Source organism: Variovorax pasteuri, from assembly GCF_051216435.1.
GTDB lineage: Bacteria > Pseudomonadota > Gammaproteobacteria > Burkholderiales > Burkholderiaceae_C > Variovorax.
In genome coordinates, this window is record NZ_JBPJZS010000001.1 from 1,010,160 (window position 1) to 1,030,881 (window position 20,722).

Genomic DNA, 20,722 nt, shown 5'->3' on the forward strand with positions numbered 1-20,722 from the left:
TGTCGCGGAAGCCGTCGTGCCCCCACCCCAGCCCTCCCCCGGGAGGGGAGGGAGAAACACAGGCGCTTGAAGGTTCTGGGTCTTGCTCCTTCCCGGGGGAAGGCTGGGATGGGGGCAGGCGGCCTTCGATGAGGCGCTGCGTTGTCGTGGAAGCCGTCGTGCCCCCACCCCAGCCCTCCCCCGGGAGGGGAGGGAGAAACACAGGCGCTTGAAGGTCCTGGGTCTTGCTCCTTCCCCTCTCGGGGGAAGGCTGGGATGGGGGCGAGCGGCCTTCGATGAGGCGCAGTGTTGTCGTGGAAGCCGTCGTGCCCCCACCCCAACCCTCCCCCGGGAGGGGAGGGAGAAATACCAAAGGCCCTATGCCGGGCCTACCGCGCGGTACAACGCCCGCACGAAATCCGACTGCGTGATCATTCCCGTCAGCCGCTTCTCGCCGTCGATGATGGGAATGTGGTGGTGTCCGCCCTCGGAGAACAGCGGCACGAGGTCGACCACGGGCCGGTCGGCGCTGGCCACGCGCACCTGGCGCGTCATGATCTGGCCGACCACCTCGGGCTTGTCTGACATCACGGTGCGCGTGGCGCGGATCAGGTCGCGCAGCTTGCCCGCAATGCCTTCGTGGTGCTGCAGGTCGAGCTGCCGGAAGAAATCGGCCTGCGTGACGATGCCGACCACGCGGCGCGTGCGGTCGGTGACGGGCAGGGCCTTGATGCGGCGCTCGTGCATCATCGCCCAGGCCTCCTGCAGCGGCGTGCCGAACTCCACCGACACCGGCGCCGGCGACATGATGTCGGCGCAATGCAGCGTGCCCAGGCGGCGCTTGTACGACTCCAGCTCGGTCTGCTGGATCAGCGACTCGAGGTCGTCGCGGCTGATGTCCAGCACCTGGTTGTAGCGGGCCAGCACGGCATCGATGTCTGCCTGGCTGAAGCGCGCGTCGGCCGCCGGTGCGCGTGCCACCTGCACGTGCGGATAGCGGCGCCCCGTGAGCGAGTTGTAGGCCACGCCCGCCAGCACCAGCAGGAGCGAGTTGGTAAGGACGGGGAAGAGGGCGGACGAGAACTGCGTGGTGTGCGTCAGCACCGCCAGCAGCGCCGCCGCACCGCCGGGCGGGTGCAGGCAGCGGGCGCCGAACATGAGGCCGATGGCCAGGGCCACGGCCACCGCGCCCGCCGTGGCGGGCTCGGGAATCCAGTTGGCGCAGGCGATGCCGACCAGCGCAGACAAGGTGTTGCCGCCGATCACCGCCCAGGGTTGCGCGAGCGGGCTCGCCGGCACCGCGAACACCAGCACCGCGCTGGCGCCCAGCGGCGCGATCAGCCAGACGCTGGCATGCAGCGGACCCGCCAGCCAATGCGACAGCAGCGCCGTGACCAGCAGGCCGAGCCCGGCGCCAGCAACGGCGCGCACACGTTCACGCGCATCGACGGTGGTGCGGCCCGGCAGCCAGGCGCGGGCATGGGCCAGGAATGCATCGAACCGCATCGCCGCGTGCCCTCCGTTGTCAGCCTTCGTGGGCCACCCGCCGCCCGATCTCGGGCCAGCGGCCGTGCAGCCACACCCAGGCGACCAGGCCGATGACCAGCATGCTCAGCGAGGTCAGCGCCAGCGCGAGCGTCGAATGCATCACCAGCGGCGCAATGGCACCGGCCACCACGCCGTTGGCGGTGGAGCCGATCACGGCCTGCAGCGACGAGGCCATGCCGCGGCGCTCGGGATGCAGGTCGAGTACCAGCAGCGTGACCACCGGCACCATCAGCGCCCAGCCGAAGGCGAACACCGCCAGCGGCCACAGCGCCCACGCCACGTGCGCGTCGAAGAAGAAGTTGGCCACCACGTTGACCACCGAGGTCACCAGCATGATGAGGAAGCCGTCGCGGATCTGCCGCTTGGGCGCCACCTTGCCGGCCATGCGCCCGCTGGCGCGCGCGCCCAGCATGATGCCGCCGATGGTCAGCAGGAAGAACCAGAAGAACTGCTGCGGCTGCAGCGCCAGGTGGTCGCCCAGGAACGCGGGCGCGGCCAGCACGTAGAGGAACATGCCGTTGAAGGGCACGCCGCTCGCAAAGGCCAGCAGCAGAAAGCGCGGGTCGGAGCACAGGTCGCGGTAGCCGCGCATCAGGTGGCGCACCTGGAACGGCTGGCGGTGGTCCTTGTGAAGGGTTTCGGGCAGCAGCTTGTAGTTGGCCGCGAACAGCACCACGCCCACCGCCACCAGGAACCAGAACACCGCGTGCCAGCCCGCATGCACGAACAGGAAGCCGCCCACGATGGGGGCGATGGCCGGCGCCACGCCGAAATAGATCGTCACCTGGCTCATGACCCGCTGCGCCTCGGCGGGCGGGAACATGTCGCGGATCACCGCGCGCGAGACCACGATGCCGGCGCCCGTCGACAGGCCCTGCAGGCCGCGGAACAGCACCAGCTGCGTGATGTTCTGCGACAGCGCGCAGCCCAGCGAGGCGATGGTGAACACGGCCAGGCCCCACAGCACCACCGGCCGGCGCCCGAAGCTGTCCGACAGCGCGCCGTGGAACAGGTTCATGAACGCGAAGCCGAACAGGTAGGCCGAGAGCGTCTGCTGCATCTCGGCCGGCGTCGCGCCGATCGACTGCGCAATGCCCGAGAAGGCCGGGATGTAGGTGTCGATGGAAAAGGGCCCGAGCATGCCCAGCACGGCCAGCAGCACGGCAAGCGCCCAGCGCGGGGCCTTCCAGAGTTTGTCTGCGTCGGGATTCATGGAAAGGCAGCTCCGTTGTACGTGTGGTTGTGTCGTCTGCAAAAAAGAGAGCGCCCGCCGCCCGTGTGAGGGGCAAGGCGGGCGCTTTGGCTTCAGCGAACCCGGATTACAGGGTGTCGATGAAGCTGCGCAGCTTGTCGCTGCGGCTCGGGTGCTTCAGCTTGCGCAGCGCCTTGGCTTCGATCTGGCGGATGCGCTCGCGGGTCACGTCGAACTGCTTGCCGACTTCTTCCAGCGTGTGGTCCGTGCTCATCTCGATGCCGAAGCGCATGCGCAGCACCTTGGCTTCGCGCGGCGTGAGGCTGTCCAGGATGTCCTTGACCACGTCGCGAAGACCGGCCTGCATCGCGGCTTCGATGGGCGCCGTGTTGCTGCTGTCTTCGATGAAGTCGCCCAGGTGCGAATCGTCGTCGTCGCCGATGGGGGTTTCCATGGAGATCGGCTCCTTGGCGATCTTCATGATCTTGCGGATCTTGTCTTCCGGAATCTCCATCTTCGCGGCCAGGATGCCGGCGTCGGGCTCGAAGCCGAACTCCTGCAAATGCTGGCGCGAAATGCGGTTCATCTTGTTGATCGTCTCGATCATGTGCACCGGAATGCGGATGGTGCGCGCCTGGTCGGCAATCGAGCGGGTGATGGCCTGGCGGATCCACCACGTGGCGTAGGTCGAGAACTTGTAGCCGCGACGGTATTCGAACTTGTCGACCGCCTTCATCAGGCCGATGTTGCCTTCCTGGATCAGATCGAGGAACTGCAGGCCGCGGTTGGTGTACTTCTTGGCGATGGAGATCACGAGGCGCAGGTTGGCCTCGATCATTTCCTTCTTGGCGTCACGCGAAGACGATTCGCCTTCGTTCATGCGCTTGTTGATGTCCTTCAGCTGGGTCAGCGGCACCACCACACGCGACTGGATGTCGGCCAGGCGCTGCTGCAGTTCCTGCACCGGCGGAATGTTGCGCGCGAGCACGGCGCTCCAGGGCTTGTTGGCCGCGGCCTGCTTCTCGACCCACTTCAGGTTCAGCAGGTTCGACGCGATGCGGTTGCCGTTCTTGTCGTAGCCGCTGAAGTCGCGGATGAACTCGTCCTGCGGGAAGCCGCACTTGTCCACGATGATGCGGCGCAGTTCGCGTTCCTTCTTGCGCACGTCGTCGACCTGCGTGCGAACCAGGTCGCACAGCTTCTCGATGGTCTTGGCCGTGAAGCGGATGGTCATCAGCTCTTCGGACAGGGACTCCTGGGCCTTGACGTACGCGGGCGTGCCGTAGCCTTCCTTGTCGTAGATCTTGTGGACCTTCTCGAACATGCCGGCGATGCGGTCGAAACGCGCGAGCGCCTCGTTCTTGAGTTCTTCGAGCTTCTTGGTCAGGGCCTTGGAGCCGCCCTTGCCGTCGTCGTCGTCTTCCTCGTCGAACTCGTCGAAGTCTTCTTCGGCCACGTAGTCGTCGGCCTCGTTGGGGTTCGAGAAGCCGTCGACGATGGTCGAGATGACGACCTTGCCTTCGCGGATTTCAGCAGCCAGGCGCAGGATTTCGGCGATGGTGGCGGGGGAGGCCGAAATGGCTTCCATCATGGCCATCAGGCCGCCTTCGATGCGCTTGGCGATTTCGATTTCGCCTTCGCGCGTCAGCAGCTCGACCGTGCCCATTTCGCGCATGTACATGCGAACCGGGTCGGTGGTGCGGCCGAATTCGCTGTCCACCGTGGACAGGGCCGCTTCGGCTTCTTCCTCGGCTTCTTCCACCGTGGTGGCGGTGGGCGCGGTGTTGTTCAGCAGCAGGGTCTCGGCGTCGGGCGTCTGCTCGTACACCGCCACGCCCATGTCGTTGAGCATGGTGACCACGACTTCCATGGTCTCGGCGTCGACCAGCTTGTCGGGCAAGTGGTCGGAAATTTCGCCGTGCGTGAGGTAGCCGCGGGTCTTGCCCAGCGTGATCAGGGTCTTCAGGCGCGAGCGGCGCTTGGCCAGGTCTTCTTCGGAGAGCACGGTCTCGTCGAGGCCGAACTCCTTCATCAAGGCGCGTTCCTTCGCCTTGCTGATCTTCATGCGCAGCGGCTTGACCTTCTCTTCGGTCGTCGTGGCCGCGACGGGCTCGTCACCGGCAATGTCTTCTTCGATGTCCGACAGGTCGATGTCGTTCTCGGGCGCGTCCTTGTCGGCCTTGGGCTTGCGGCCGCGCTTGGCGCCGGTGGCGGGCGCGGCGGCGCCGGCGGCCTTGGGCGGGCGGCCGGCTTTCTTGGCGGCTGGGGCGGCTGCCTTCTTGGGATCGTCGAGAGAGGTCGATTTCGTGGGCACGGTTTTCACTTTCGTTGCGGCTGCCGCTTTGGATGCGACGGCACCCGTCTTAGTTGCTGGCTTGGCGCCGGCTTTCAACGGTTTTTCTGCTGCGGGCTTGGTGGCGACGCTTTTGGCAAGTGAAGGAGCAGGCTTCTTTGAACTGGGCATACGACCTCGTTACGGAAAGAAAAGACAAGCGAAATCACAGGCGCACCGTCACACGGACGGCGCCACCACAGCCCGTGCACAGGCACGGACTAAAACAATTGGGAAAGAGGAATTAATTCCTCAACAGGCAAGATGTCGGGCGAACATTTGGTGTGCAGTCCTTGCGGTTATTGACCCTTTCCGCCGGAATTTACCGGTGGAGTGCGTTGCGCTGAGGGTCGGCCCGGAGGTGCTGCTGTCGCTCTTGCCTAATTTCGCCAGTTGCGAAGCCCTACATTATAGCCCGTTGCGAAAATTTCAAGTGGTTTCTGCACCGGAAGAGCGAATGCGTGCCCGCAATTCGAGCCGCCGGGTCTCCAGCGCCTTGTAGCGCTCCAGGGCTTTCGGGTCCTTGCCGACGGCGGCGATGGCCTCGCTTTGCTGGGCCTTGAGGCGGTCGTCGAGCATGAAATCGAGCACGCTGGCGAGCTCGCGCGCGGCTTCGGCCAGGTGTTGGGCCTCCTCGCCCTCGGGCGCGGGGCCGGCCTCGGACACCGACATCAGCCGCTCGGCCAATGCTTCGAAATCCATCTCGCGCATGCCTTCGCGCAGCGCCGCCCACGGCTGCACGCCGTGTTCGTGCAACTGGCTGTCCAGCCAGGTGAAGAGCGCGCCGTGCGCGCCGGGCAACTCGCACAGCATCACGTGGAGCTCGTGCGACAGCGCATCCCACTGCGCCATGTTCGACAGCAGCAGCCGCACCGCGACGTCCGGGCGGCTCGGGGGGGCGCCGCGCCCGCGCAGGGGTTCGATGGGCTCCTCGAACTTGCCGCCCCAGCGCTTGCCCTTGACGAACTTGCGCTGCTGGAACTTGGGCTTGCTATCGCTTTCATAGCGCGACGGGTCGTACTCCTGCGGCGGCGGCATGTCGGGGTAGTGGTCGTCGCCGCTCCCGCCGTCGTAGCCGCCGGGCTCGTTGTGGCGCTGCTGCGCGGGCGCGCCGCCGGCCTTGCGCGGGCCGGGCGTGGACGCCCACAGGTCCGACAGTGCCGGCGCGTCGAGCTGCACCAGCGTTGCGATTTCGCTCAGCAGTTGCCGCTTGAGCGCGCCGTCGGGCATGGCGCTCCACAGCGGACGCACGTTGCTGGTCATGTGCGCGCGGCCTTCGGCGGTGGTCAGGTCGCAGCCTTCGCGGGCGGCCTCGAGCATGAAGCGCGACAGCGGCGTGGCCTCCGCGACGAAGCGGGCGAAGGCCTCGGCGCCGTGTTCGCGAATGAAGCTGTCGGGGTCGTGCTCGGCCGGCAGGAACAGGAACTTGATGCTGCGCACGTCGGTGGCGTAGGGCAGGGCGCCGTCGAGCGCCTTGCGCGCGGCGCGGCGGCCGGCGGCGTCGCCGTCGAAGCTGAACACCACCGACTCGGTGAAGCGGAAGAGCTTTTGCACATGCTCCGTCGTGCACGCGGTGCCCAGCGTGGCCACCGCGTTCGGAAAGCCGAGCTGGGCCAGCGCCACCACGTCCATGTAGCCCTCGGTCACCAGGGCATAGCCGCGGTCGCGGAAGGCGGCGCGCGCCTCGTACAGGCCGTAGAGTTCGCGGCCCTTGCTGAAGACGGGGGTTTCGGGCGAGTTCAGGTACTTGGGCTTTTCGTCGCCCAGCACGCGGCCGCCGAAGCCGATGCATTCGCCCTTCACGTTGCGAATGGGGAACATCACACGGTCGCGGAAGCGGTCGTAGCGCTTGGCCTCGGCTTCGCTGAGCTGGCCTTCCTCGTTGTTGACGATCACCAGCCCGCTTTCGGCGAGCAGCGGATCGTCGTAGTCGGGGAACACGCTGGCCAGCGAGCGCCAGCCGGCCGGCGCGTAGCCGATGCCGAACTGCTTGGCCACCTCGCCCGAGACGCCGCGGCCCTTGAGGTATTCGATGGCGCCCGGCGCCTGGCGCAACTGCTTGCGGTAGGCCTCGCCGGCCTTTTCGAGCACGTCGGTCAGCGTGGCCTGCTTCTGGCGCTGGGTGGCGGCGCGGGCGCGCTCGGCGGGGGAGGCGTCGTCCTCGGGCACCTGCAGGCCGTACTGGCCGGCCAGGTCGTGCACCGCTTCGACGAAGCCCATGCCCGCATGCTCGATGAGAAAGCCGATGGCGTTGCCATGCACCCCGCAGCCGAAGCAGTGATAGAACTGTTTGGTCGGGCTGACGGAGAAAGAGGGCGATTTCTCGCCGTGGAACGGGCACAGCCCCATGAAATTGGCGCCGGCCTTCTTCAACTGCACATAGCGGCCGACGATTTCGACCACATCGGCGCGCGCGATGAGTTCCTGGATGAATGAAGCGGGGATGGTCATGTAGGCGAAGAGCGGCAAATCATACGCAAGCGGCGGCATGCCTGCGGGCCGACGGCATACTGAAAGCGTCCGAAATCCACGCAAGACGATGCCCAACCCCCTGCAACACGCCGCGCCGCTGCTGCGCCACCCCCTGCGATTCGGCTGGGAGGCGCTCAAGGAATTTCGCGCCAACCAGGGGCTTTTGCTTGCGGGCGCGGTGGCCTACTACGCCTTGCTGTCGATCGTGCCGCTGCTGATCGTGAGCGTGATTGCGCTGTCGCACGTCATCGACCAGGCCGAGTTGCTTCGCACCATCGGGCAGTACCTCGGGTGGCTGCTGCCGGGCCAGTCGAAGGCCATCGTGGCCGAGCTGTCGAGCTTCCTGGACCACCGCGACGTGCTCGGGCCGGTGTTACTGGTGACCATGATCTTCTTCAGCTCGCTGGCCTTCAGCGTGCTCGAAAGCGCGATGGCGGTGATCTTTCACCACCGCAAGGCCGACCACAAGCGCCACTTCCTGGTGTCGGTGGCCATGCCCTACGTCTACATCCTGTGCCTGTGCGTCGGGCTGCTGCTGGTCACCTTGGTGTCGGGTGCGCTGCAGCTGGTGGGGCGGGAAAGCGTCGACCTGCTGGGGCGCAGCTGGTCGCTGTCGGGCATTTCGGGCCTGTTGCTGTACCTGCTGGGGCTGGGCGGCGAGGTCTTCATGCTGACCTCGCTCTACCTCGTGATGCCGGCCGGGCGCATGTCGCTGCGCCACGCCCTGCTGGGCGGGGTGACGGCTGCGCTGCTGTGGGAGCTCACGCGGCGCGTGCTGATCTGGTACTTCTCGACGCTGTCGCAGGTGAACGTGGTCTACGGCTCGCTCACCACGGCCATCGTGGTGCTGCTCAGCCTGGAGATCGCGGCCACGCTGGTGCTGCTGGGGGCCCAGGTGATCGCGAACTACGAGCGCCTGGACCGCACCGGCAGCGTGAAGCCACCGAAGGGTGAGCTCAGCGGGGAGCCAGTCGAATCGCTCCGTCCAGACGAATCACTTCGCCGTTGAGCATGTCGTTCTCGATGATGTGCTTGGCCAGCTTGGCGTAGTCCTCGGGCGTACCCAGGCGCGAAGGGAAGGGCACGCTGGCGGCCAGTGCGTCCTGCACTTCCTGCGGCATGCCGAACAGCATGGGCGTGCCGAAGATGCCGGGGGCGATGGTCATGTTGCGGATGCCGCTGCGAGCGAGGTCGCGCGCGATGGGCAGTGTCATGCCGACCACGCCGCCCTTGGAGGCGCTGTAGGCGGCCTGGCCGATCTGGCCGTCGTAGGCCGCGACCGAGGCGGTGGAAATGAGCACGCCGCGCTCGCCGGTGGATTCGGGCTCGTTCTTGCCCATGGCGTCGGCCGCCAGGCGGATCATGTTGAAGCTGCCGATCAGGTTGACCGTGACGGTCTTGCTGAACACCGCCAGCGCGTGCGGGCCGTTCTTGCCCACGGTCTTCTCGGCCGGGGCGATGCCCGCGCAATTGACCAGGCCCACCAGCTTGCCGAGTTTCTGCGCGGCGGCCACCACTGCCTGGCCGTCGGCCTCCTGGCTCACGTCGCACTTGACGAAGACGCCGCCGATGTCCTTGGCAACGGCTTCGCCCTTGTCAGCCTGCATGTCGGCGATCACCACCTTGGCGCCGTTGGCGGCCAGCATGCGCGCCGTGCCTTCGCCGAGGCCCGAAGCGCCACCGGTCACGATAAAAACCTTGCCGTCGATCTGCATTGAAAGTCTCCTGAGATGAGGCCGTCATTATCGAAGACGAAAAAAAGGCCCCATCCGAGGATGAGGCCCTGAATTGGATCCGTGAGGACCCAAGGAGACAACTGGTGGTGGTCGGCGGCTCAGCGCTTGCGCGAAGCGGTCGCGGTCTTCGCAGCGGCAACGGCTTGCGACGACACGGCATTGAAGTTGGCTTCGGCGACGTCCGACGCTTGCTTGACGGCCTTTTGAACCGATTCGAAAGCGTTGTTGGCGGCAGCCACGGCGCTCTTCATGACGGCGACGGCGGTTTCCGAACCGGCGGGGGCGTTCTTGGAAGCGCTGTCGACCAGGCCGACGAAGGCTTGCTGGGCTTCAGAGGCCTTGGCTTCGAAAGCCTTGGAGAATTCGGCACCGGTGCCTTGGGCGATGTCGTACAGGTGACGGCTGTAGGCGGCGGTCTTTTCGGCCAGGGGCTGGAACAGGCTGGCTTGCAGCGTCAGCAGTTCTTGTGCGTCCTTGACGCTCAGGGCGGCCTGGGCGGTGCTCTGGGCTTCGGCCAGGGCGGCCTTGGAAGCGGTCACATTCAGTTCGACGAGCTTCTCGACGCCTTCGAAAGCCTTGGTGGTCAGGCCGAACAGGGTTTCGAGGTTTGCTTTTTGGGCGGCGAGGATTTGGTCAGCGGTCAGGGCCATTTGGTATCTCCAGAAGGGATTGAGTGGTCGGGTCACGTTGCGCTGTCTCGCCGTCTATGTTGCGCTGCAGCATGCCTCAAGTATAGGCAGCTGAGTTTTGCGATCAAGGGTTTTTTGCTGCTGTGCAGCAATTTAGAAGCCTTCTTCTAAATTTGGCCGCGTGGCCCAAAAAGGGCGCTGCGCGGGGGTGTCCGGCTGTCTTCAAGGTGGCCCATCCGGCGCAGCCGCCGCTGGCAGAATGCCGCGCGATGAGCGCCACCACCAAACCCACCCCGCACGCGCGCAGCAGCTACCGCGCGTTCCGCAGCATCCCCACGCGCTGGGCCGACAACGACATGTACGGCCATGTCAACAACGTCGTGTACTACAGCTGGTTCGACACCGCGGTGAACGCGTTGCTCATCGAACGCGGCGCGCTCGACATCCACCAGGGCCAGACCATCGGCTTCGTGGTGGAGACACAGTGCAACTACTTTGCGCCGCTCGCCTTTCCGCAGACCGTGGAGGCGGGCATTCGCGTGGCGCAGGCCGGCCGTTCGAGCGTGCGCTACGAAATCGCGCTGTTCGCCGAAGGCTCCGACGTGGCCGCAGCGCAAGGCCATTTCATCCATGTGTACGTGGACCGCGCCACGCAGCGCCCCGTACCGCTGCCCGACGCGCTGCAGCAGGTGGTCGACTCGCTTTGGGTCTGACCGACGCCCCATGACAAACGGCGCCCGAGGGCGCCGTTGTTCTTTTCCGAGGCTTCAGACCCTTACATGGTCTTCTTCATGGCCTTGATGTCGGCCTTGCCCTGGGCCTCGTCGGCCTTGGCCTGCTTCTCGCAAGCCGACTTGGCGTCGCCCTTCTGGTCGTCGCACTTTTCCTTCGCGACTTCGTAGGTGGCCTTCACCTTCTCTTCGGCCACCTTCCGGGCGTGGCTGTCGCTCGGCTGGTATTGCTGCTCGAGCTCGGCCTTGGCGACGTCTTCCTTGCCCTTGGCTTCCTTCTGGCAGACGTCCTTGGCGTTGTCCTTCATCGTGTCGCACTGGGCCTTGGCGACCTTGTAGTCGGCCTCGACCTTTTCCTTGGCGACCTTGTATTCGTCCTTGGTCATGGCGCTGGCTTGCGTGGCCATGAAGCAGGTGGAGGCAAGGGCCATCACGAGGAGATGTTTTTTCATGAGAGTGAGTCCTTCGGGAATTGGATGGAGTTCAGTGGGTCAGGATTGCAGGCGGGGGCGGTGCGCTCAATAGCGCTCGAACCACAGCGCGTCGGGTGTGCGGCCATCGCGCGATTCCCACGCCTTGACCTGCGTTTCAGCTTCGTCGCGGCTGATGCCGTGGCGTTCCTGGATGCGGCCGAGCAGCTGATCGCGCTTGCCCGCAATGACGTCGAAGTCGTCGTCCGTCAACTTGCCCCATTGCTCCTTGACCTTGCCCTTGAGCTGTTTCCAGTTGCCTTCGATGGTGTCCTTGTTCATGAGAATCTCCTTGGTTCAGTGGATTTCCGGCGCTGCGCTTTTGCCGCCGTGAAATCACTGTCGCCAAGTGGATTCACCCTGACGGTAGGACGTGCAGTTCAGCCCCCGTAGGCACAGGCCGACGCGCCCCGCGATAATCCAGCGGCCGCCGAAAGTTTGAGACTCCGCATCGCCTGCGCACAGCGCCCAGCACCATGATCATTCACAGCCTGCTCGACACCGACCTCTACAAGTTCACGATGATGCAGGTGGTCCTGCATCACTTCCCGGGGGCCCGCGTCGAGTACCGCTTCAAGTGCCGCAACCCCGGCGTGAACCTGGCGCAGTTCGCCGGGCAGATCCGCGACGAAGTCCGCAGCCTGTGCTCGCTGCAGTTCCGCGACGCCGAGCTTGCCTACCTGCGCTCCATGCGCTTCATCAAGAGCGACTTCGTCGACTTCCTCGGCCTGTTCAGGCTCAACGAGAAGTACATCAACATCATTCCCCAGCCCTCGGGCGAACTCGAGATCCGCATCAAGGGCCCGTGGCTTCACACCATCCTGTTCGAGATTCCGGTGCTGGCCATCGTCAACGAGGTGTACTTTCGCAATACGCAGAAGAAGCCCGACCTCGAAGAAGGCCGCCGCCGCCTCGAGACCAAGATCTCGCAGCTGCAGGACGAAGGCCTCACCGACCTGAAGATCGCCGACTACGGCACGCGCCGCCGCTTCTCCAAGGACTGGCATGAAGAGGTGCTGCGCACCCTGACCGGCCGGCTCGGCGCCGTGACCTCGCCCGCGGTGCAGTCCGCGCCGGGCACTCGGCTGCCGCAGCTTGCGGGTACCAGCAACGTGCTGTACGCCATGAAGCTGGGCCTGATTCCGCTGGGCACCATGGCGCACGAGTACCTGCAGGCCTGCCAGGCGCTCGGCCCGCGGCTGCGCGACAGCCAGATCTTCGGCTTCGAGAGCTGGGCGCGCGAGTACCGCGGCGACCTGGGCATCGCGTTGTCGGACGTGTACGGCATGAACGCCTTCCTGCGCGACTTCGACCTTTACTTCTGCAAGCTCTTCGACGGCGCGCGCCACGACAGCGGCGACCCGTTCCAGTGGGGCGAGCGCATGCTGGCGCACTACGTCGCCAACCGGGTCGACCCGCGCACCAAGACGCTGATCTTCAGCGACGGCCTCACGGTGCCGCGCACCATCGAGCTCTACCAGCAGTTCCGCGGTCGTTGCCAGCTGGCCTTCGGCATCGGCACCAACCTCACCAACGACCTGGGCTACGAGCCGCTGCAGATCGTCATCAAGATGATCCACTGCAACGACCAGCCGGTGGCCAAGCTGTCGGACACGCCGTCCAAGAACATGTGCGAAGACGAAAAATACCTCGCCTACCTGCGCCAGGTCTTCGAGATCGAACAACCTGCCAGCTGACGGCTGTACTGCCCCGCACCTCCCCGGTCTGGTACGGTACGGCCCCCATGCAAAAAACCATTCGACTGAGTGCGGCCGCCGCGCTGGCGCTGCTTCCCGTCCTGGCTTCGGCCGCTGATTTCGACGGCGGCAAGCTCTCGCCGCTGTGGGGCGCGCCGTTTGCCGGCATCCTGCTGTCGATCGCACTGTTTCCGCTTCTTGCGCCCACGTTCTGGCATCACCACTACGGCAAGATTGCCGCCGCCTGGGCGCTGGCTTTCCTGCTGCCGTTTGCGGCGACCTACGGGTTTGCGCTGGCCGGCACGCAGCTCGTGCATGCCCTGGTGGAGGAATACATCCCCTTCATCATCCTGCTCACGGCGCTGTTCACCGTGGCGGGGGGCATTCACATCCGCGGCAACCTGCGGGGCGCGCCCGGGCTCAATACCGGCATCCTGGCCATAGGCGCCGTGCTCGCGAGCGTCATGGGAACCACGGGGGCGTCGATGCTGCTGATCCGCCCGCTCATTCGTGCCAACGACAACCGCCTGCATCGGGTGCACGTGGTCGTTTTCTTCATCTTCATCGTCTCCAACGTGGGTGGCTCGCTCACGCCGCTGGGCGATCCGCCGCTCTTCCTGGGCTTCCTGAAGGGCGTCGATTTCTTCTGGACCGCGAAGAACATCCTGCCCGATACGCTGTTCATCGTGGGGTCGCTGCTTGCGCTGTTCTACGGCATCGACCGTTACTACTACCGCAAGGAAGGCGTGCTGCCGGTGGACCCGACGCCCGACACGCGGCGCATCGGCTTCGATGGCGCCGTCAATTTCTGGCTGCTGGGCGGCGTGGTGGCGTTCGTGCTCGTCAGCGGTTTCTGGAAGTCGGCGGTGAGCTTCGACGTCTTCGGCACACAGGTCGGCCTGCCGGGCCTGGTGCGCGACGCGGGCCTCATCGCGATCACGCTGCTCTCGCTCAAGATCACCGCAGCCAAGGTGCATGCCGACAACCAGTTCGAGTGGGGCCCCATGGCCGAGGTGGCCAAGCTGTTCGCCGGCATCTTCCTGACCATCGTCCCGGTGATCGCGATGCTCAAGGCCGGCACGCAAGGCCCGTTCGGCGCCATCGTCTCGGCCGTGACGCGCGCCGACGGCCAGCCCGACCCGGCGATGTACTTCTGGGCCACCGGCCTGTTGAGCTCGTTCCTGGACAACGCGCCGACCTACCTGGTGTTCTTCAACACGGCAGGCGGCGACCCGGCCGCCCTGATGACCACCTACGCCAGCACGCTGGCCGCCGTCTCGGCCGGCGCCGTGTTCATGGGCGCCAACACCTACATCGGCAACGCGCCCAACCTCATGGTCAAGGCCATCGCCGAGAGCCGCGGCGTGCGCATGCCGAGCTTCTTCGGCTACATGGCGTGGTCGGTGTCCATCCTGGTTCCGCTGTTCGTCGTTGCCACCTTCCTCTTCTTCCGCTGATCCACTTTTCGAGCTGAGACAACACCATGAGCAAGCCCAAGATCCTGGTCGCGCGCGCGATCTTCCCCGAGACCCTCGAGCGCCTGTCGCAGCATTTCGAGGTCGAGTCGAACCAGGCCGACGAAGGCTGGAGCAAGGAGCAGCTGATTGCCAGGCTGCAAGGCAATCAGGGCGCCTTCACCACCGGCAGCGAGCGCATCGACGCTGCGGTGCTCGACGCCTGCCCCGACCTGAAGATGTGCGCCAACATGGCCGTGGGCTACAACAACTTCGACGTCGACGCGATGGCCGCCCACGGCGTGCTGGGCACCAACGCGCCCGACGTACTGACCGAGACCACGGCCGACTTCGGCTTTGCGCTGCTGATGGCCACCGCGCGCCGTATCACCGAGAGCGAACACTTCCTGCGCGCGGGCAAGTGGCAGAAGTGGAGCTACGACATGTTCGCCGGCTCCGACATCCACGGCTCCACGCTCGGCATCATCGGCATGGGGCGCATCGGGCAGGGCATTGCGAAGCGCGGCGCGCACGGCTTCGGCATGAAGGTCATCTATCACAACCGCTCGCGGCTCGACGCCTCGCTCGAGGCCGAGTGCAAGGCCAGCTACGTGAGCAAGCAGGAGCTGCTCCAGACGGCCGACCACGTGGTGCTGGTGGTGCCGTACTCGGCGGCGTCGCACCACACCATCGGTGCGGCCGAACTCGCGCTGATGAAGACCAGCGCCACGCTCGTCAACATTGCGCGCGGCGGCATCGTCGACGACGCTGCGCTGGCCGTGGCCCTGCGCGAGAAGCGCATCGCCGCCGCGGGGCTGGACGTGTTCGAGGGCGAGCCCAAGGTGCATCCCGACCTGCTGAGCGTGCCCAACGTGGTGCTCACGCCGCACATCGCGAGCGCCACCGTGCCCACGCGCCGCGCCATGGCCGACCTGGCGGCGGACAACCTCATCGCGTACTTCGGCGGCAAGGGTCCCCTGACCCCTGTGACGCCCGTTCCGCCGGCAAGCAAGTAAAACCACAGCGCGCAGCATCACCGCACCACGACCTTGGATTCCTATTCCGACCTGATCCTCATCGGACTGGCCGCACTCGCGGTCATCCAGCTGGTGCTGGTGATCTGGCTGCTCGCACGCCGGCAGCCCACCCCCGACCACAGCGACCTGCTGCGCGTGCTGGCCACGATGGGCGCCGCCAGCGAACGCACCGAGCGCGAACTGCGCCACGAAATCGCCGAGAGCTCGCGCGGCGCGCGCCAGGAAACCGCGCAGGCCTTCGCCACCTTCCAGCGCTCGCTGGTGCAGCAGGGCGCCGAAGCCACGCGCACGCAGAACGCGCAGCTCGACGCGTTCTCGCTGCAGCTCGCGTCGCTGCAGAAGACGCTGGCCGACACGCTCAACACGCAGCTCCAAGGCCTGAGTGACTCGAATGCGCGCCGCCTGTCCGAAGTGCGTTCGACCATGGAGACCCAGCTCGCGCAGCTGCAGCAGAGCAACGCCGCCAAGCTCGACGAGATGCGCAAGACCGTCGACGAGAAGCTGCAGAGCACGCTCGAAGCGCGGCTCGGCGAAAGCTTCAAGCAGGTGGCCGACCGGCTGGAGCAGGTGCACAAGGGGCTCGGCGAAATGCAGACGCTGGCCGTGGGCGTCGGCAACCTGCAGCGCGTGCTGACCAACGTGAAGACGCGCGGCGTGTTCGGCGAAGTGCAGCTCGAAGCCTTGCTCGAACAGGTGCTCACGCCCGACCAGTACGCCAAGCAGGTCGAGACCAAGCCGCGCAGCGGGCAGCGGGTGGACTTTGCGATCCGCTTTCCGGGTCGTGGCGACGACGGCGCGCCGGTGTGGCTGCCCATCGACGCCAAGTTTCCGCGGGACGACTACGAGCGGCTCATCGATGCGCATGAACGCGCCGACGCCGCCGGCGCCGAGCAGGCCGCCAAGGCGCTGGAGGCGCGCATCCGCACCGAGGCCAAGTCGATCGCCGACAACTACCTGGCCGCGCCGCACACCACGGACTTCGCCATCCTGTTCCTGCCGGTCGAAAGCCTCTATGCCGAGGTGCTGCGCCGGCCAGGACTGATGGACGCCATCCAGCGCCAGCATCGCGTGACGCTGGCCGGCCCGACCACCTTGCTGGCCATGCTCAACAGCCTGCACATGGGCTTTCGCACGCTGGCGCTGGAGCGGCAGGCCTCCGAAGTCTGGAAGGTGCTGGGTGCGGTCAAGACCGAGTTCGAGCGCTACGGCGAATGGGTCGCGCGCATCAAGGAGCAGGTGGCCAAGGCCTCCGACACGCTCGACAAGGCCGACACGCGCGCCAAGCAGATGCGCCTGGCGCTGCGCAAGGTCGAGGCCCTGCCCGAGGCGCAGTCGCAGGCGCTGCTGCCGACCACATCCGGCACCGATGCCGACACCGATACCGAGGGCGAAGACACCCCGTGAAAGGCTCCGAACTGCTGCGTGTGATCGGCGCCCAGGTGTGCCTGCACGCGACCATGGCCGGCATGCGCCTGGCCACGCCGCTGCTGGCCTTGCAGCAGGGCTACAGCGCGGCGGCGGTCGGCGTGCTGATCTCGCTGTTCGCGCTGACCCAGGTGTTCCTGGCACTGCCCGCCGGGCGCTTTGCCGACCGGTACGGCTTCAAGCGGCCGCTGTGGTTGTCGGTGATTGCGGCGGTGACGGGCGCGGGGCTCGTGGTGATCTTTCCCATCTTCCCGGTGATGTGCCTGGCGGCCTTGCTGACCGGTGGCGCGACAGGCGCAACGGTCATCGCGTTGCAGCGGCATGTGGGGCGCTCGGCGCACGACCCGACGCAGCTCAAGCGCGTGTTCAGCTGGCTGGCCATCGCGCCCGCAGTGGCCAACTTCGTCGGGCCGTTCCTGGCCGGCATGCTGATCGACCATGCGGGGCGTGCGCCCGCGGACATGCTCGCCTTTCGCATCTCGTTCGCGGTGATGGCGGCGTTGCCCATCCTGTGCTGGTTGCTCGCACGCGGTGCGCACGAACCGCCGCCCACCCCGCCCGTCGCGGGCGCCGCGCCCACGCGCGCCTGGGACCTCCTGCGCGAGCCGATGTTCCGACGCCTGCTGTTCGTGAACTGGCTGCAGTCGTCGAGTTGGGACGTGCATGCCTTCGTGCTGCCGGTGCTGGGGCACGACCGGGGCATCAGCGCCTCGGTGATCGGCTCGATCCTCGGCGCCTTCGCCATTGCGGCGGCCCTCATTCGCATCGTGCTGCCGGTGATCGCCTCGCGCGCATCGGAACGCAGCGTGATCCTGAGTTCGTCGATGGTGACGGCGCTGGTGTTCTCGATCTACCCGCTGCTCGATTCGGCCCTGGCCATGGGCGTCTGTTCGGTGGTGCTGGGCTTTGCGCTGGGCGCGGTGCAGCCGATGGTGATGAGCATGCTGCACCAGATCACGCCGCACGCGCGCCACGGCGAGGCGCTGGGCTTGCGGCTCATGACCATCAATGCATCGAGCGTCGCAATGCCGATGCTGTTCGGCTCGCTCGGCGCGGTGATCGGCATCGGCGGCGTGTTCTGGGTGGTGGGCGGCGTGGTGGCACTCGGCGCACGCGCCACATGGGGCCTGAAGGTCTGACAGGGCCCCGGGCTGGCGCTGCGTCCGGCCGAGGACGTCAGCGCCGACCGAACTCAGCCCTGTTTCAGAGCTTGTAGAAGCGCTTGATGGCCGTCCATGCATCTTCGGGCGCGTCCACGTATTCGAAGAGCTTCACGTCGCCGGGGGAGATCACGCCTTCGTCGACCAGGAAGTCGAAGTCGATCATGCGCTTCCAGTAGTCCGAGCCGAACAGCACGATCGGCACCGGCTTCGACTTCTTCGTCTGCACCAGCGTGATCACCTCGAACAGTTCGTCGAGCGTGCCGAAGCCGCCCGGGAACGCCACCAGCGCCTTCGCACGCATCATGAAATGCATCTTGCGAATGGCGAAGTAGTGGAACTTGAAGCTCAGCGCCGGCGTGACGTAGGGGTTGGCTTCTTCTTCCATCGGCAGCGCGATGGCCAGGCCGACCGAGAGGCCGCCGCCCTCATGCGCGCCGCGGTTGGCGGCCTGCATGATGCCGGGGCCGCCGCCGGTGCACACGAAGAGCTTGTCCTGCGGCTCCTTGTCGTTGCTGTACTGCGCGACCAGCTTGCCGAAGGCGCGCGCCTTCTCGTAGTAGTGCGAGTTGCGCGCCAGCCGGCGCCAGCGCTCGGACGCCACGGTGTCGCCGGCGGCGTCGGCCTGCGCGATCATGGCGGCCGAGTCTTCTTCGCTGCGGAAGCGCGCGCTGCCGAACACCACCACCGTGTTCTCGATGCCATGGGCGCGCTGCTCGAGGTCGGGTTTCATCAGCTCCAGCTGCATGCGGATGCCGCGCGTTTCGCGGCGCAGCAGGAATTCCGGATCGGCGAAGGCGATGCGCGACGGGTCGGGGTCCAGCGGCAGGCCCTTGTCGGCATGGGAGTGCAGCGTGGCCCAGGCGTCGGCCAGGCGTTTGTCGTGAAGGTTGTGCGTGTTGTTCATGAGGAAACCAGACAGAAGTACACGAGTGATTGTGCAGCGTTGCAAACCGCGTGCCCAGACAACGAAAAAGGCTCCTTGCGGAGCCTTTTTCGGGGGGAGCGGTGAGGCCGCAGCCTCAGGGCCTCAGACGCGCTTGCGGTATTCGCCGGTGCGCGTGTCGATTTCGATCTTGTCGCCTTGCGCGACGAAGAGGGGAACGGGCACTTCGAAGCCGGTGGCGATCTTGGCGGGCTTCATGACCTTGCCCGAGGTGTCGCCCTTGACGGCCGGCTCGGTCCAGGTGATTTCGCGTTCGACGCTGGTCGGCAGTTCGACCGAGATGGCCTTGCCGTCGTAGAACACCACTTCGACAGCCATGCCGTCTTCGAGGTAGTTCAGGGCGTCGCCCATGTTCTCGGCTTCGACTTCGTACTGGTTGTACTCGGTGTCCATGCACACGTACATCGGGTCGGCGAAGTAGGAGTAGGTGCACTCCTTCTTGTCGAGCACGATCTGGTCGATCTTGTCGTCGGCCTTGAAGACCACTTCGGTGTTGAAGTTGGCGATCAGGCTCTTGAGCTTCATGCGCACGGTGGCGGAGTTGCGGCCGCCGCGGCTGTATTCGGTCTTCAGGACGACCATCGGGTCCTTGCCGTGCATGATGACGTTGCCGGCGCGGATTTCTTGAGCGATTTTCATAACAGGGTCTCTGGATGTTGGCCGCTCGGTGCACGGGGCCATCGGCGACGTTTCGACATTTGCCGGTTTGTCTGGCCCCGCGGTACAGGTCTAACGGCGGGTTGAGCAGGTTTCGCGGAGAGCATCTCGGATCGTCGAGATCCGGGCCGAAATCCGCAAAGCCCGCTATTTTAGCTTTTTTGGGCGATCAATTCCCGCAGTTGCGTGACCAGGTCGCTCTGCGCGAGCAGCCGCGTGCGGGCCGTCAGCACCGTTTCGTGCCATGGGCCCTGTGTTTGCGGCGGGGGCAGGGCGGTGTTGTCGACGCCATTCCACGCGTGGTGAAAAAGCCGCAGCGAGGGCGGGGCGCCCAGCCAGTCGAGCCAGGCGTTCAGCTTGGCGTGGTGCGCATCGTCGTCCTGCGGATAGATCTGCCAGACGAACGGCGCGCCCGCCCAGAGCGCGCGCACCCACGAATCTTCCCCGCGCACGAAGTTCAGGTCGCAGGCCCACAGAAGGTGGTCGTAGTCGGCCTGGGTCAGGTACGGGAGGTATGAAATTGATAGCGCACCGCGCAAGGTGGATGCGCGTACTGGCAGTTTTTCATCTGAAAAAACAGCCTGGACCGCCTGCGTGGCACGACCCGCCGTCACGAGCAGGCGGGTAGGTTCGGGGCCTTGCGCCAACTGCTCCAGCAGCGCCGCCAGCGCGGGTGGCTCGTAGCAGAACAGCGAGACCAGCCGTTCGGTGCCCGTCCATGCGATCTGCTGCGCGGCCAGCCACTGCGCGCGGTCGAAGCGCGCCCGCCGTTCCATCAGGCCGGGTTCGCGCAGCAGGCCGCCGGTGGCGGGCGTGAAGCCCGGATAGAAGAAGCGCTTGCTCAAGCCTGCGCCCGGACCCTTGAAGACCGGCGAAGGCAGCCCGTGCAAGCGCTCGACATACGGCTCGGCCGACAGGTATTCGAGGTTGATCCAGGCCTGGCCCGGCGCTTCGGCGAAGCGTGCAACCAGCTCTGGCGCCGGCTCGCAGCCGAAGCCCTCGACCAGCACGTCAGGCGCCGGCGCTGTCACGGCTGCGTGCACAGCCGCCGCATCGCACCAGTCGATCACCTGCACGCCGTCGTGGCCCGAAGGCGCCATCCAGCGCAGCGCCGCCGGGTCGTCGATCCACAGGCGCACGCGCTCGCCGAGCATGGCCAGCTGGCATGCGAGCCGCCAGCAGACGCCGAGGTCGCCGTGGTTGTCGATGACCTTGCAGAAGATGTCCCATCGCCTGGATTGCATGGCCGCGAGTGTG

Annotated in this window: 18 protein-coding genes; 7 read left to right on the forward strand and 11 right to left on the reverse strand. The window is 66.1% G+C overall.

Annotated features, from left to right (window positions below; all coding sequences use genetic code 11):
• Positions 1–357 precede the first annotated feature (357 nt).
• The 4 genes from ACSFBM_RS04715 to dnaG form a co-directional block, all read right to left on the reverse strand.
• Positions 358–1,485: an HPP family protein gene (locus tag ACSFBM_RS04715; protein ID WP_435483347.1), complete on the reverse strand. Its 1,128-nt coding sequence runs from the start codon at positions 1,483–1,485 to the stop codon at positions 358–360.
• 19 nt (positions 1,486–1,504) lie between these two features.
• A complete protein-coding gene (locus tag ACSFBM_RS04720; RefSeq protein ID WP_435483348.1) occupies positions 1,505–2,740 on the reverse strand; it encodes a multidrug effflux MFS transporter in 1,236 nt (411 codons plus the stop codon).
• Between the two features lie 106 nt (positions 2,741–2,846).
• Positions 2,847–5,183, reverse strand: coding sequence for an RNA polymerase sigma factor RpoD (gene rpoD / locus ACSFBM_RS04725; RefSeq protein WP_435435575.1), 2,337 nt, complete (start codon positions 5,181–5,183; stop codon positions 2,847–2,849).
• Between the two features lie 297 nt (positions 5,184–5,480).
• On the reverse strand, positions 5,481–7,502 hold the full coding sequence (gene dnaG / locus ACSFBM_RS04730; protein WP_435483349.1) for a DNA primase: 2,022 nt from the start codon (positions 7,500–7,502) through the stop codon (positions 5,481–5,483).
• An 88-nt stretch (positions 7,503–7,590) separates the two neighbouring features.
• Between dnaG and ACSFBM_RS04735 the strand changes: the two genes are divergently transcribed.
• On the forward strand, positions 7,591–8,532 hold the full coding sequence (locus ACSFBM_RS04735; RefSeq protein WP_435483350.1) for a YihY/virulence factor BrkB family protein: 942 nt from the start codon (positions 7,591–7,593) through the stop codon (positions 8,530–8,532).
• Here ACSFBM_RS04735 and ACSFBM_RS04740 read toward each other — a convergent pair.
• The gene (locus ACSFBM_RS04740; protein ID WP_435483351.1) at positions 8,480–9,238 is read right to left on the reverse strand and encodes a 3-hydroxyacyl-CoA dehydrogenase; all 759 of its coding nucleotides are present in this window, start codon (positions 9,236–9,238) and stop codon (positions 8,480–8,482) included. The two genes, ACSFBM_RS04735 and ACSFBM_RS04740, sit on opposite strands and share 53 nt — an antisense overlap.
• A 119-nt stretch (positions 9,239–9,357) precedes the next feature.
• The gene (locus ACSFBM_RS04745) at positions 9,358–9,909 is read right to left on the reverse strand and encodes a phasin family protein (protein ID WP_435435580.1); all 552 of its coding nucleotides are present in this window, start codon (positions 9,907–9,909) and stop codon (positions 9,358–9,360) included.
• A gap of 248 nt (positions 9,910–10,157) precedes the next feature.
• On the opposite strand from ACSFBM_RS04745, the gene ACSFBM_RS04750 reads away from it, so the two are divergent.
• Entirely contained in the window at positions 10,158–10,601 is a 444-nt protein-coding gene (locus tag ACSFBM_RS04750) for an acyl-CoA thioesterase (protein ID WP_435483352.1), read from the forward strand.
• A gap of 62 nt (positions 10,602–10,663) precedes the next feature.
• Here the strand turns inward: ACSFBM_RS04750 and ACSFBM_RS04755 are convergent, their stop codons facing one another.
• Together ACSFBM_RS04755 and ACSFBM_RS04760 are read right to left on the reverse strand one after the other, a co-directional pair.
• Entirely contained in the window at positions 10,664–11,071 is a 408-nt protein-coding gene (locus ACSFBM_RS04755; protein ID WP_435435582.1) for a hypothetical protein, read from the reverse strand.
• Positions 11,072–11,137: 66 nt separating this feature from the next.
• The gene (locus tag ACSFBM_RS04760; protein WP_435483353.1) at positions 11,138–11,371 is read right to left on the reverse strand and encodes a CsbD family protein; all 234 of its coding nucleotides are present in this window, start codon (positions 11,369–11,371) and stop codon (positions 11,138–11,140) included.
• A gap of 194 nt (positions 11,372–11,565) precedes the next feature.
• On the opposite strand from ACSFBM_RS04760, the gene pncB reads away from it, so the two are divergent.
• Genes pncB through ACSFBM_RS04785 form a run of 5 tightly spaced genes read left to right on the forward strand, consistent with a single transcriptional unit; the run spans position 11,566 to position 17,841 of the window.
• Complete coding sequence (pncB, locus tag ACSFBM_RS04765) at positions 11,566–12,786, forward strand: nicotinate phosphoribosyltransferase (RefSeq protein ID WP_435435584.1); 1,221 nt, start codon at positions 11,566–11,568, stop codon at positions 12,784–12,786.
• Positions 12,787–12,833: 47 nt separating this feature from the next.
• The gene (locus ACSFBM_RS04770) at positions 12,834–14,243 is read left to right on the forward strand and encodes a sodium:proton antiporter (protein WP_435483354.1); all 1,410 of its coding nucleotides are present in this window, start codon (positions 12,834–12,836) and stop codon (positions 14,241–14,243) included.
• A gap of 26 nt (positions 14,244–14,269) precedes the next feature.
• Complete coding sequence (locus tag ACSFBM_RS04775; RefSeq protein WP_435483355.1) at positions 14,270–15,256, forward strand: 2-hydroxyacid dehydrogenase; 987 nt, start codon at positions 14,270–14,272, stop codon at positions 15,254–15,256.
• A gap of 33 nt (positions 15,257–15,289) precedes the next feature.
• Positions 15,290–16,681 (forward strand): DNA recombination protein RmuC, encoded by a 1,392-nt coding sequence (locus ACSFBM_RS04780; RefSeq protein ID WP_435483356.1) that lies wholly within the window; start codon positions 15,290–15,292, stop codon positions 16,679–16,681.
• The gene (locus ACSFBM_RS04785) at positions 16,678–17,841 is read left to right on the forward strand and encodes an MFS transporter (RefSeq protein ID WP_435483357.1); all 1,164 of its coding nucleotides are present in this window, start codon (positions 16,678–16,680) and stop codon (positions 17,839–17,841) included. The genes ACSFBM_RS04780 and ACSFBM_RS04785 overlap by 4 nt, the downstream gene beginning before the upstream one ends.
• A gap of 64 nt (positions 17,842–17,905) precedes the next feature.
• Here ACSFBM_RS04785 and ACSFBM_RS04790 read toward each other — a convergent pair whose 3' ends face one another.
• The 3 genes from ACSFBM_RS04790 to earP all read right to left on the reverse strand — a co-directional run bounded on the left by ACSFBM_RS04790 (position 17,906) and on the right by earP (position 20,709).
• Positions 17,906–18,769 carry an LOG family protein gene (locus ACSFBM_RS04790; protein ID WP_435483358.1) on the reverse strand — a complete coding sequence of 288 codons (864 nt, stop codon included), beginning with the start codon at positions 18,767–18,769 and terminating at the stop codon, positions 17,906–17,908.
• 123 nt (positions 18,770–18,892) lie between these two features.
• On the reverse strand, positions 18,893–19,447 hold the full coding sequence (gene efp / locus ACSFBM_RS04795) for an elongation factor P (RefSeq protein ID WP_028258883.1): 555 nt from the start codon (positions 19,445–19,447) through the stop codon (positions 18,893–18,895).
• A 170-nt stretch (positions 19,448–19,617) separates the two neighbouring features.
• Complete coding sequence (gene earP / locus ACSFBM_RS04800) at positions 19,618–20,709, reverse strand: elongation factor P maturation arginine rhamnosyltransferase EarP (protein ID WP_435483359.1); 1,092 nt, start codon at positions 20,707–20,709, stop codon at positions 19,618–19,620.
• Between the last annotated feature and the right edge of the window lie 13 nt (positions 20,710–20,722).

What these genes read in the sequence shown, in the direction of transcription:
- ACSFBM_RS04715 (WP_435483347.1), bottom strand. Translation starts at nt 1,485, where the DNA reads ATGCGGTTCGATGCATTCCTGGCCCATGCCCGCGCCTGGCTGCCGGGC.
- ACSFBM_RS04720 (WP_435483348.1), bottom strand. Translation starts at nt 2,740, where the DNA reads ATGAATCCCGACGCAGACAAACTCTGGAAGGCCCCGCGCTGGGCGCTT.
- rpoD (WP_435435575.1), bottom strand. Translation starts at nt 5,183, where the DNA reads ATGCCCAGTTCAAAGAAGCCTGCTCCTTCACTTGCCAAAAGCGTCGCC.
- dnaG (WP_435483349.1), bottom strand. Translation starts at nt 7,502, where the DNA reads ATGACCATCCCCGCTTCATTCATCCAGGAACTCATCGCGCGCGCCGAT.
- ACSFBM_RS04735 (WP_435483350.1), top strand. Translation starts at nt 7,591, where the DNA reads ATGCCCAACCCCCTGCAACACGCCGCGCCGCTGCTGCGCCACCCCCTG.
- ACSFBM_RS04740 (WP_435483351.1), bottom strand. Translation starts at nt 9,238, where the DNA reads ATGCAGATCGACGGCAAGGTTTTTATCGTGACCGGTGGCGCTTCGGGC.
- ACSFBM_RS04745 (WP_435435580.1), bottom strand. Translation starts at nt 9,909, where the DNA reads ATGGCCCTGACCGCTGACCAAATCCTCGCCGCCCAAAAAGCAAACCTC.
- ACSFBM_RS04750 (WP_435483352.1), top strand. Translation starts at nt 10,158, where the DNA reads ATGAGCGCCACCACCAAACCCACCCCGCACGCGCGCAGCAGCTACCGC.
- ACSFBM_RS04755 (WP_435435582.1), bottom strand. Translation starts at nt 11,071, where the DNA reads ATGAAAAAACATCTCCTCGTGATGGCCCTTGCCTCCACCTGCTTCATG.
- ACSFBM_RS04760 (WP_435483353.1), bottom strand. Translation starts at nt 11,371, where the DNA reads ATGAACAAGGACACCATCGAAGGCAACTGGAAACAGCTCAAGGGCAAG.
- pncB (WP_435435584.1), top strand. Translation starts at nt 11,566, where the DNA reads ATGATCATTCACAGCCTGCTCGACACCGACCTCTACAAGTTCACGATG.
- ACSFBM_RS04770 (WP_435483354.1), top strand. Translation starts at nt 12,834, where the DNA reads ATGCAAAAAACCATTCGACTGAGTGCGGCCGCCGCGCTGGCGCTGCTT.
- ACSFBM_RS04775 (WP_435483355.1), top strand. Translation starts at nt 14,270, where the DNA reads ATGAGCAAGCCCAAGATCCTGGTCGCGCGCGCGATCTTCCCCGAGACC.
- ACSFBM_RS04790 (WP_435483358.1), bottom strand. Translation starts at nt 18,769, where the DNA reads ATGAACAACACGCACAACCTTCACGACAAACGCCTGGCCGACGCCTGG.
- efp (WP_028258883.1), bottom strand. Translation starts at nt 19,447, where the DNA reads ATGAAAATCGCTCAAGAAATCCGCGCCGGCAACGTCATCATGCACGGC.
- earP (WP_435483359.1), bottom strand. Translation starts at nt 20,709, where the DNA reads ATGCAATCCAGGCGATGGGACATCTTCTGCAAGGTCATCGACAACCAC.